This window comes from Planctomicrobium mucosum (genome assembly GCF_051466335.1).
Classification (GTDB): Bacteria; Planctomycetota; Planctomycetia; order Planctomycetales; family Planctomycetaceae; genus Planctomicrobium.
This window is the reverse complement of the sequence record NZ_CP195793.1, coordinates 571,041-582,889: the sequence shown is the minus strand read 5'-3', so window position 1 is coordinate 582,889 and position 11,849 is coordinate 571,041. Positions and strand designations below refer to the sequence as shown.

The 11,849-nt window shown below is 52.4% G+C and carries 8 protein-coding genes; 4 read left to right on the top strand and 4 right to left on the bottom strand.

What is annotated here, in order from left to right; all coding sequences use genetic code 11:
* Positions 1-14 precede the first annotated feature (14 nt).
* From SH668x_RS02470 to SH668x_RS02455, 4 genes are all read left to right on the top strand, one after another.
* Positions 15-845, top strand: coding sequence for a class I fructose-bisphosphate aldolase (locus SH668x_RS02470; RefSeq protein ID WP_437187113.1), 831 nt, complete (start codon positions 15-17; stop codon positions 843-845).
* A 153-nt stretch (positions 846-998) separates the two neighbouring features.
* A complete protein-coding gene (locus SH668x_RS02465) occupies positions 999-2,156 on the top strand; it encodes a Gfo/Idh/MocA family protein (protein WP_437187112.1) in 1,158 nt (385 codons plus the stop codon).
* A gap of 214 nt (positions 2,157-2,370) precedes the next feature.
* Positions 2,371-3,546: a carbohydrate kinase family protein gene (locus SH668x_RS02460; protein WP_437187111.1), complete on the top strand. Its 1,176-nt coding sequence runs from the start codon at positions 2,371-2,373 to the stop codon at positions 3,544-3,546.
* A 491-nt stretch (positions 3,547-4,037) separates the two neighbouring features.
* The gene (locus tag SH668x_RS02455) at positions 4,038-5,042 is read left to right on the top strand and encodes a hypothetical protein (protein ID WP_437187110.1); all 1,005 of its coding nucleotides are present in this window, start codon (positions 4,038-4,040) and stop codon (positions 5,040-5,042) included.
* A gap of 98 nt (positions 5,043-5,140) precedes the next feature.
* Here SH668x_RS02455 and SH668x_RS02450 read toward each other — a convergent pair whose 3' ends face one another.
* The 4 genes from SH668x_RS02450 to nuoL all read right to left on the bottom strand — a co-directional run bounded on the left by SH668x_RS02450 (position 5,141) and on the right by nuoL (position 11,810).
* Positions 5,141-5,908, bottom strand: a complete 768-nt coding sequence (locus tag SH668x_RS02450) for a TatD family hydrolase (protein ID WP_437187109.1) — start codon at positions 5,906-5,908, stop codon at positions 5,141-5,143.
* A gap of 121 nt (positions 5,909-6,029) precedes the next feature.
* Positions 6,030-7,709, bottom strand: coding sequence for an NADH-quinone oxidoreductase subunit N (locus SH668x_RS02445; protein ID WP_437187108.1), 1,680 nt, complete (start codon positions 7,707-7,709; stop codon positions 6,030-6,032).
* Positions 7,710-7,769: 60 nt separating this feature from the next.
* Positions 7,770-9,368, bottom strand: a complete 1,599-nt coding sequence (locus tag SH668x_RS02440) for a complex I subunit 4 family protein (protein ID WP_437187107.1) — start codon at positions 9,366-9,368, stop codon at positions 7,770-7,772.
* Positions 9,369-9,440: 72 nt separating this feature from the next.
* Positions 9,441-11,810: an NADH-quinone oxidoreductase subunit L gene (gene nuoL, locus SH668x_RS02435; protein WP_437187106.1), complete on the bottom strand. Its 2,370-nt coding sequence runs from the start codon at positions 11,808-11,810 to the stop codon at positions 9,441-9,443.
* Between the last annotated feature and the right edge of the window lie 39 nt (positions 11,811-11,849).

Below are 11,849 nucleotides of genomic sequence, written 5' to 3'. Positions count from 1 at the left end.
TTGAAAGCCCTTCCATGAAATCTGCTCGTTTAAACCGCCTGTTCAATGCAAAATCCGGCCGTTGCTTCGATGTTGCTATCGATCACGGATTTTTCAATGAACTCCCATTCCTCGCAGGTTTGGAAGATGTCAATCAAGCTGTCAAAGTGCTTGTTGACGCTGCTCCAGATGCGATTCAGCTGACAATCGGCCAGGCTCCGATCCTGCAATCGATTCCCGGACGCGAAAAGCCTTCCCTCGTGCTGCGTACCGATATTGCAAACGTGTACGGAAAGGATCTTCCTCGCAGCCTGTTCAGCCGCATGATCGAGCAACCTGTGATTCAGGCTGTTCGTTTGGATGCGACATGCGTTGTGGTCAACCTGTTCCGCATTCCAGATGAACCTGAAGTCACCGATCAGTGCATTCAGAACATTCTGAAGATTAAGCCTGAATGCGAGGCTTATGGGATGCCGCTGATGATCGAACCACTCGTCTTCCAGTCCAACTCGGTCGCTGGTGGATACATGGTTGACGGTGATGTCGATAAGATCGTTCCACTCGTTCGACAAGCTGTTGAGCTCGGTGCAGACATCATCAAGGCTGACCCAACCGATAACGCCACGGATTACCACAAGGTTGTCCAGATTGCTGGCAACATTCCTGTTTTGGTACGTGGCGGCGGAAAAGTGGGAGACGAAGAACTCCTCGCACGCACCGAAGAAGTGCTCAAGCAGGGAGCAGCAGGGATTGTGTACGGCCGAAACGTTGTCCAGCACGCCAATCCAGCGGGAATCACCCGTGCGTTGATGGCTGTTGTTCACGACGGCGTCAGCGCTGCAGATGCCGCGAAGCTGATCAAGTAATTCATTGCTGGTCAAATCAATAAGTAAACGCTGGCATTCAATTTCAAGTCGCCAGCGTTTTCATGTTGCCTGCCGAGGTTTATTTCCAATTCAATATTTCTCATTCCTTTTGAAGCCCGAAGGAATGAGTTCTTTCAGCCGAAAATATCCACTATGAGTTCACGTCGTAAAATTCGCTTTGCTGTGATTGGTTGTGGTTTGATGGGGAAGGAATTCGCTTCCGCCCTCGGACGTTGGTGCCACCTTTCCGAAACGGATGTCGACCCGGCGATTACTGCAGTTTGTGATCCCAGCGATCAAGCTGCTGCGTGGTTTGCCGATCGTGTTCCGACTGTTCAGAAGGTGACAAAAGACTACCGCGAACTACTCGTCGATCCAGAAATCGATGCCATCTACTGCGCGGTTCCACACAATCTGCACGCGCAGATTTACTGCGACATTATCAAGGCAGGGAAACATCTGCTCGGTGAGAAGCCCTTCGGAATCGATCAAGCTGCGAATGATCAGATCCTCGCGGCAATTCAAGAGAACCCGCAAGTACTCGTCCGCTGCTCTTCTGAGATTCCATTCTACCCGGGAGCTTACCAGCTGACACAATGGATTCGTGAAGGTCGCTTCGGAAAGATCATCGAAGTTGACGCGGGTTTCTGGCACTCCAGCGATCTCGATCCGAACAAGACGATCAACTGGAAACGCATGATTGCTGTCAACGGTGAGTATGGCTGCATGGGAGACCTTGGGATGCATGCCCTGCACATCCCGTTGCGATCCGGCTGGGAGCCAAAGAATGTTCGCGCATTGCTGTCGAACGTCGTCAAAGAGCGTCCAGATGCTTCTGGCAAGTTGGTGCCTTGCGAGACATGGGATAATGCGACGCTCGCTTGCGAAGTGCAGACCGCAGATCAGGAATTCCCGATGACGATTTCCACCAAGCGTATCGCACCGGGGCATGCGAATACATGGTTCCTGAACGTGTATGGAACGGAATTCAGCGCCTGTTTCAGTACCAAGCAACCTAAAGAACTTGCATCAATGGCTTACATCAGTGGCAGTCAGCAAGCATGGCAGGTTGTCGATGCTCCGTACAAATCGGCTTACCCTGTGATTACCGGGGGGATCTTTGAGTTTGGGTTCAGCGACTCCATTCTGCAGATGTGGGCTGCTTTCTGTGACGAACTTGCAAATGGTCGTGACGGCATGAAGCAGCCACTCTTCTGTGCAACTCCTGAAGAAGCAAAGAAAACCCATTCGATCTTCACGGCTGCTCTCAAATCTCAAGCAGAGTGCTCCACCGTGACGATTCAATACTAGAACGGTCACGGTGCTTCAGAAGAAGATTGATGTCAGAAGCGAGCGCGGGTGTGTTTCAGGTGTATCCCTGTGATTCACTCTCGCTGCATCAACTTGAGTATCAGAGAATGCAGAGAGTGCGATTCCGAAGAAGATGTCTCACTCGACATGATTGCCTTCGGCTGATCTCCGTAGTGCGGGACCGATTTTTAAATTTGCCTGGTGAGGAACGCTCGTGACTGGGAAGCCTTGTGAGATTGTTGTCGCAGGACACGTTTGTCTGGATGTCATTCCAACATTCGAGCATCGGGACGGAGGGGATGCCCCGTCATTCCGTCCAGGACATCTGATTCATGTCGGTCACGCTGTTCGCGCGACTGGAGGTGCCGTTTCCAATACTGGATTGGCGCTGCATCGTTTGGGAACTCCGGTTCGACTGCTTGGGAAAGTCGGGGACGACCTGTTTGGGGAAGAGATTATTCGACTCCTCAACACTCAAGGATCTGGCCTTGCAGACGGGATGGTTTGCGTCCCTGGAGAAGTGACCAGCTATTCGATCGTCATTAATCCTCCCGGAGTGGATCGCACGTTCCTGCACTGCCCCGGCGCAAACGACACCTTTCAGGCAAGCGACGTGCGTCTGGACGCGATTGAAGGGGCCCGACTGTTTCACGTCGGTTACCCACCCTTGATGCGGACGATTCACGAAAACAACGGGCGTGAGCTTCGAAGTCTCTTCGAAAAAGTGAAACAGGCGGGATTGACCACTTCTCTCGACCTGTGCATGGTCGATCCGAATACAGCCCCGGGGAAGATGGACTGGGAGGGAATTCTGAAGGGGGTACTTCCTTTCGTCGACATCTTCTGCCCGAGCATTGATGAATTGCTCTTTATGCTCGATCGACCAACTTACGATGCGGCTGAACGGTCGGGCGGTTTTGACCCCGCCCGACATGTCACCCGTGAGATTGTCGAAAGCCTGTCGACTCGATGTCTTGAAATGGGAGCAGCAATAACCGCTCTCAAACTCGGTCATCAGGGGCTTTTCATTCGGACTTCACCGAATCGAGACCGTCTTGAACAAATGGGGAAATCGCGACCTCTGAACATCGATGACTATGTGGGCCGTTCGCTGTACTCCCCCTGCTTCCAGGCGAATGTCGTCGGTACGACGGGATCGGGTGATTGCACCATCGCCGGTTTGCTCGCAGCGTTTGTTCGAGGCGAAACGCTTGAGAACGTGCTGCAAAGCGCCGTTGCTGTCGGCGCCGCCAGCGTGGAAGCAGCAGACGCGACGAGCGGCGTTCGTCCTTGGTCAGAACTCGTTGAGCGAATCAACGCCGGGTGGCAGCAGTCCCCCGGAATTGCAGATCTCATCGCTGTAACCGCCGTCTCGACTCAGCCGGAGTAGTTGTTGCAATCGAAAGAGTTTTGTTGAAGAGGACTTCTTTCCTAGTTTCTCAGGCTTCGTTGTTCTGTCAGTCCAACGGTCGATTTCTCAGGTCTCAGGTGGATCGACCGGGAAATCCGCTGTCGGACTGATCTTTATTTTCTGGATGTTCTGAACAGCATGATGCGACTCATGCATTTCCTGCCGTTCAAAATCGAAACTCTCGGGAAATTGTTTCTGAAATGGCGATGAATCAGTTGAGCGGGCGGCATTGCATCAGATTCATCTCGATGGAGCGATTTTGAATTTGCTTTCTCTCATTTCTTCAAATGACCGCGTTCACTCTCGGACATTCTGATCCAGAGATCCTTATTCACATCTCATCGCTTCATTGAACACTCGTGTTTCGTTTCCCCATCACTACTCAGCGTGTCGTCGTTCGGAGAAATCTGAACGACCGCTCTGCTGGTTTAACAAGGGCTGATCGCTCTTGATTTTCAGGTCACCACTCAATGAATGACCGAATTCGTCAGTACTACTTTGACGTCAATTCTTCGCTTTCCGATTTCATGACGCTCGTCATGACCGCTATCGCGGCGGGCGTTCTGGCGTTGGTTTTTCTGGTTCTCATTGCCATCACATTATCGAAGTCGTATTCCGAAGAGACGAAGAAAGAACTCTTTCTCGGATGGCGCAAATGGGTTCTTCTCGCGTTCGTCGCCATTGTTCCGATTTATCTCGGAAGAGCAGCACTGGTCCTGGCGACATTTCTGATTGGTCTATTTGGATTTTATGAGTTCGCCAAGGCGACCGGGTTGATCCGCGAACGAGTCATCAGTCTGGCTGTCGCTCTCGGGGCAGCGATCACCGCCTACTGCGTCATCGACAACAGAATGGACTGGTTCCTGTTGAGTGCCCCGATCTCGATGATCCTGATCATGGTGAGCACGATTCCTCAGGATCGTCCAGAGGGGTACCCACTTCGAATTTCCCTGAGTATTGCGGGATATGCCTGCTTCGGCTTCAGCCTTCTGCATCTGGCATATCTCTCAAATGCATTGGCCTATCGTCAGCTCACCCTCTTCCCTCTGCTGCTGACTGGAATGAACCACTTCTTTACAGTCTGCGGGGACCGATTAATTGCAGGGAGGGAATTTCTTCCGAACACACTCCCTCGGCGAACTTATGCGGGGGTGATGTTCTCGTTTGTCTTTACTCCACTCGCAACAATTGGAATCGGGCGTTATGCGTTCAAGCCAAGCATGCTTGATCAGATGGAAACGCTCATTCCCATGGGATTTGGAATCAGCTTCCTGGCATTGCTTGGCCACATTGTCCTCGGTTCGATTCGAAGCGGGGCGGCATCGACCAGCACTCCAGCGTCAACGAAGTTGCAATATTTCCAACAGCTCGACAGCTTCGTTTTTGTCGTCCCGGCGTACTTCTACTACATCAGTTACTACCTGGGGCAAATCGGGGCGAACCATCCTTACCGAATCTTGACGGGTAACTTCTAGCCTTTGGCTCAGGGGTGTGCAGCGGCGAATGGCGGCAAATACTCACTCAAACCCTGCGTTGGTCGCCGCCGGAACGCCAATCTCTCCTGAGAGGCGAACTAGATACGAAAGAGTCGCTTGGCGTTTGCTGTGGTCAGGGTGGCCATTTCCTCAAGGGGCATTTCGTGAAGATTGGCTAGGCATTGAGCGGTGTGGACAACGTAACTTGGCTCGTTCCGTTTTCCGCGCATTGGCACTGGAGCAAGGTATGGCGAATCGGTTTCGATCAGCAGACGCTCCAACGGAATCAGCTTCGCGACATCCCGTAATTGCTGATTGCTTTTGAACGTCAGCATCCCTGCAAAGGAGATATGAAGCCCAAGCTCGAGGCAGGCTTCCGCTGTCGCAGCGTCTCCGCAGAATGAGTGCATCACGCCAACTAACGGACGACCTGCGGCAACTTCTTGCATCAGTGCGACGACGTCGGCATCCGCTTCGCGATTATGAACGATGAATGGCTTCTGAACTCGCTGTGAGAGTTCGATGTGTTTCCGGAAAAACTCTTGCTGTAACTCAATCGGTGCAGAATCCCAGTAACGATCGAGCCCCGTCTCACCGATGGCGACGACGTGTGGATCTGATACCATTTCAACCACAAGGTCGAAATCTTCGGGCCCTGCTTCGGCGACGTAGTTTGGCTGTATTCCGACGACGGCGTGCAGTTGTGAATATTTTTTTGCCAGATTCAATGCTGCGACACTCGTCGCTGCCGTGACGCCAATCGTCAAAATCGCTTCCAGCTTGTGCTGTCGAGCATTGTCGAGCACTTCTTCGAGATCGGTTTCGAAGGCCTGTGCATCGAGATGGGCGTGTGTATCGATAAACATTTTTGTCGATCTATGGATGTCGGATGTGCGAATGACTTCGAGCCAATGGCCGACGTATGAAGTCAGGATTTGAAGACGTATGAAGTCAGGATTTGAAGGCGTGGCTCGCTGGGACGATCCGTTACGGGAACAACGATAAGGCGACATAGATCGCCGTTTCGCTGAGCGATGCCATTAGCGGGGATGCTCCCAGCAGAATGACAGGGAGTGTCATCATCCCCAAAATCCAGACTGCTGCGGACGGGATTTCCCGATGCCGATGAGCTTTGTCAGGTTCCTGCATAAAGATGACTTTCAGAACCTTCATGTAATAAAACACGCTCACAACCGTGTTGATCACTCCCACTGCGAGGACGATCCAGAGAAACCAATGGCAGGTTCCCGCACTGTACGCTGCTCGAAACACAGCGAGCTTTCCGAAGAATCCCCCCATCGGAGGGATTCCAATCAGACTGATGAAACAAACCGCCAGACAGACGCTGAGGAACATCGCGGATCCTCCGCTTTTCGCCAGACCGCGGTATGCGTCGATCTCTTCACTGAACGTTTCATTTCGGATAAATGCGATGCAAGCAAACGCCCCAATGTTCATGAAGATGTAGACTGCGAGATAGTAAATGACCCCTTCGATTCCGCGAACTGCATCGTACGTGGTTTGATCTGCCCGGCCTTCAGGAGGATTCAACAGCACGAGGATTGCTGCGACTGCCATCGCCATATAGCCGGCGTGGGCAATGGTGGAATAAGCGAGCATTCGCTTCAGGTTGGTCTGCATGTAAGCAGCCAGATTGCCGTAGGTGGTCGTTACGATTGCCACCAGTCCAAGGCCTAATCCCATTGTTAAACTGAGTTGCCCCAGCAAATCAGATGTTCCTTGCATCGCCATCAAAAACCGGATCAGAAGAGCAAAAGCAGCAGCCTTCGACGCGACGGACAAGTACGCACAAATTTCCGAACAAGCCCCTTCGAAGGCATCAGGTGCCCAGAAATGGAAAGGGACCAGCGAGAGCTTGAATGCGAATCCGACAAGGATCAGCAGCGTCGCAAACATGATGGTGAGCGATGTTGCGTTCGTCTGCATTAAGGCTCCATCCTGCATGACGATGGAAAGCCGCTGAGCCAGTTCATCAATCGACGCAGTTCCGGTGATGCCCGCCAGGAGTGTGATCCCATACAGCATGACCCCCGCTGCCCCGCCCCCATACACCACATACTTGAGGGCCGCTTCGCTCGCTTGTCTTTTCCCTTTTTGGAAACCGACGAGCATGTAACTGGGAACACTCATCATCTCGATGGACAGGAAGAGCGTTAAAAGATGATTCGCACCTGAAGCCAGCATCATTCCTAATGTCGCTCCGAGCAGGAGCGTGTAGAAATCCTGACTGTCTTCACGGTCTGGAATCCCGGTGAGAACCGTCAATGCGATAATGAGGATCGTGACCAGACTCAGACCCAGACGGAAAAAGACAGCGAAGGCATCGTGCTTCAATAACCCTGTGAAATAGGGGCCTGGTGTGCCTGTTCCTGCGGCGGAGACACCCCAGAGTTCGAAGAGGTCGTTCATCAATCCAGTTGCTTCGCCGGATCTCAAATACATGAACTGTGCGAACACACCAAGGAAGACGAACGATGCGCCAATCAACGCCAGCGTCTGCACTGAAATACGTCGATCCCACCCTGTCATTCTCGCGAGGAGAAGCAGGATGATCGTGACGCACAACACCAGCTCCGGCGCGAAAATTTCCAGCGAACGAGGAAGTTCGTAGCTCAGTAGCTGAGTCAGGATTTGATTGACGGACATCGGACGATTTCAATCTGACTGAATGCTTCGAACCTCGTGGTTTCGAAGAGAATGGAAGTTCTATTCGCTAATCGTTTCAATAACATTGGAGGTGTCATGCACGGCGGAATAGCCGGAGGACATCTGTTGTGTGAAATGAGCGACAGATGGTTCCATCAGCCCAATCATCGTGTAAGGAAACACTCCAAGCACGACAGCAAACACGCAGACGGTTCCCGCAATAAACGTCTCCCGACGGCTCAGATCGCTCAACGCTTCAGGATGCGGACCTTTGTATTCCGGTCCGAGATAAACTCGCTGGATGGTCCATAAAATGTAGATGGCAGTGAGCACCACACCGAAGGCTGCAATCACCGCGAGCACCGGACTGAAGTTCCACATGCTGATGACGACGAACGCCTCGCCGATAAATCCGCACAGTCCCGGAAGCCCGAGGCCAGCGAAGAAGATGATGAACGCGAGCGCGCTGTAAAGCGGCATTGTCTGCATCAGCCCGCCGAACTGGTTCAGATTGCGATGATGAACGCGATCGTAAATCACACCCACCAAGAAGAACATTCCAGCTGACGAAACGCCGTGGCCAATCATCTGGAACATTGCCCCTGTCAAACCCATTTGCCAGAACGACGCACCGGTTGTCACTCCTGATTCGTTGATCTTCCAGACTGCCAGACCAACGAGGACGTAGCCCATATGGCTGATCGAACTGTAAGCAACCAGTCGTTTGAAGTCGGTCTGAGCCATCGCAGCGAAAGCACCGTAAATGATGCTGAATGTTCCAATTGCGACCAAAGCATAGGCTGCGTACTGGGTGCCGTAAGGGCATAGCGGCATTGCGATTCGAATAATCCCATATCCGCCCAGTTTCAATAAAACACCCGCCAGAATCATGGAGATCGGGGTTGGAGCCTCCACGTGGGCATCAGGGAGCCACGTATGGAACGGGAAGGATGGAAGTTTGATGGCAAAGCCGATCAGCAACAGCCAGAAGGCGGCAATTTGTAAGTTTGGACTGAAGTCCCCTGCTTCCGCGACCTTCGCGAGTTTCAAAATATCGAACACCCCTTGGTAATCGGTCACCGACGACTGCGCACTGTTGAAGTAGAACATCAACATCGCAATCAGCATGAGTGCTCCACCAAAGAGCGTGTACAGGAAGAATTTGATCGCAGCGTATTCTTTTCGCGGACCTCCCCAAATCCCGATCAGGAAATACATCGGCAGCAGCATCACTTCCCAGAACACGTAAAACAGGAAAAAGTCGAGCGCCATGAAGACGCCGAGAACTCCGGTCTCAAGCAGCAGAAACAGAATCAGGTAGCCCTTCACCTTCTCCTGAATGTTCCACGAAGCCAACGCGGAAAGCGCGAAGACAAAAGCCGTCAGAATAATCAGAGGCAACGAAAGACCATCAACTCCCAATTGAAAATTAATATTCCAAGTGGGGACCCATGGCACCGATCCCTGCATCTGCATCGAGCCAATTGACGTGTCGAATTGCTGCCACATCACCAGTGTCAGTCCGAACGTGACCAGCGTGATGCTGAATGCGAACTTTCGCATGGCATCGACCGCTTTCTTGTCGAATGCAGCGAGCAGCAATGCTCCGATCGCCGGAAGGAAGATCGTCAATGTGAGCAGGGCACCGGGATTAGACATGGCGGATGACGTAACTGTTGAAAAAGTGAAATTCCAGGTTCAGAACGCAAAATGAGTTTGGGGTCCCCGCCATCAACGGCCAGGAATAAAGATGAAAAGAAGAATGAACAGCGAAACCACACTCACTGCGATGAACATCAAATATTGTCGTATGTTGCCTGTCTGAAGCATGCGGAATGAGCTCCCAATCTGAACCGTTGTACTTCCGATCCAGTTGACGAACCGGTCGACAACAACCTCATCAAACACGCGGTCCCAGCGGGAGGCGAACAGGACGACTGTCGTGAGTATTCCCCCGATTGAGTCAATTACAACGCGATCGAACGTGGCACACCAATTCGAGATCACTTCCACCGGCTTCACAAAGACAACCGCGTAAAGTTCATCGAAGTTCCATGCGTTGACCAGAAAACGATGCGCTGTGGCGAACTGACGTCGAATGAGTTGCGGATCAATCCACCCAACGCAGTAGAACAGGTAAGCGAGGATCGTTCCCCCGAAGGCAGCACTTAAAGCGGATGCTCCCGCTTGAAGGTGATGTTCATGGATTTGTGCATGGTCAGGGAACTGAACCAGCCCCAGTTCCGCAGTGAATCCTGGAGCGACATGTGCGGGCTCCGAAGTGTTCAATAGCTGAACGAGTGGTCCATTTTCTCCTCGAAACCCGATCGTTACCGCGAAAAATGCGAGCACAATCAATGGAACGGTCATGAGTCGGGGAGATTCGGATGCGTGCTCCGCAATCGTTGCGACTTTGGGTGTTCCGAAGAACGTCATGAACCACATGCGGAACATGTAAAACGCGGTAATTCCTGCTGTTGCCAATGGGACCAGGAACAGCAGCGAATGCCGGGGATTGATTGAAGTGAACGCCAGTGACGAGGCGAGTATCGAATCTTTTGAGTGATAGCCAGAGAACGCGAGCTTCCCAATCAACGGAAGTTCCGGCAGCAGTGGAACAGCAAGTCCACAGATGGCGACCACTCCGATAAACATCGTCCAACAGGTAATGGGCATCTTTCTTGCCAGCCCCCCCATACGGGTCATGTCCTGCTCGTGATGGCAGGCTCGGATCACACTTCCCGAGCAGAGGAACAGCAGTGACTTGAAGAACGCGTGGGTGACGAGGTGGAATAAGCCCGCCATCCATCCGCCAATTCCCAGAGCGAGCATCATGTAGCCGAGTTGGCTCATTGTGGAATATGCGAGCACCCTCTTAATGTCGGTGGCGACAACAGCGATCGTTGCCCCGATGAATAGCGTGACGCAGCCGACGTAAGCAATCACGAGGAGTGCTTCCGGGGTGAACAGCGGATAGAAACGACCGACCAGATAAACTCCCGCTGCCACCATTGTCGCTGAATGGACGAGTGCAGAAACCGGAGTTGGTCCTTCCATCGCATCAGGCAGCCATGTTTGCAATGGAAACTGAGCACTCTTCCCCACGCAGCCAGCGAAGATCCCCAAGCCCGCCGCGGTGAGCAGCCAGTAAGGGAGCGTCGATACCGGAGCGCCGCCGTGCGATTGAATCTGGATCACTTTCTCATGTGACTCACCGATGGTGGTCAATTCGCCAGTCTCGCTGCGAACCTTTTGAAACAGTCCAGGGGGACGAGTCGATTCTGGATTGGTCTCTGCGAAATGAAAGACACCAAACGACGTCCAAAGAATCATCAGTCCAATCAGGAACCCAAAGTCCCCGATACGGTTCATGATGAATGCTTTGTTGGCTGCTGTACTGGCCGATTTTCGTTCGACATAAAACCCGATCAGGAAGTAGCTGCAGATCCCGACCAGTTCCCAGAAAATGAACACCTGAAAGATATTCCCCGCGAGGATGAGTCCCAGCATGGAGAACGAAAACAGCGACAGAAACGCGAAGAAGCGGGCAAATCTCCCCTGTCGAACCAGATGACGATGATCATCGAGATGAACCTCGTGATCTTCGTATCGGTCCGTCAGTTCGTCATTCATGTACGCGAGAGAGTAGACATGGATGCACCCTGCGATCAAGGTGATCATGACGAACATGACGATCGTCAGACCGTCGATGTAGTAGTCGAGTGACACCTCGCTGCTTCCAAAACGAGCGATTCGATAGAACGTGCCGGTGAATGCAGCTTTGAGTGGATTGTTGGGAGCAATTTCATCCGGGTGGTCTGAAGTCTCCTGGTCGCCTGATGCCGGAATTGCGTGAAGCTCATTTGCGTGATCTGCAACGGTGACTTCTCTCGTTGCACCGCTCCAAATCCCCAGGGCGACGACACTCAGCACGCAGCTTGTTGCGATGCATCCAACGGCAACATACGCGGGAAGTTTGCTTGTTCTTTTGCACCAATAGCCACTGAAAATTCCAACGACGAAACCAATAAGCGGCAGCAACCAGGCGGCTGTCAACAGCCACTTGAGCGTAATCCCAATCTGGTAGGCTTCGGGAGACATTGTTCTCTGGTACGTTCTTTTCTGAGCTTCGTGGTTTGA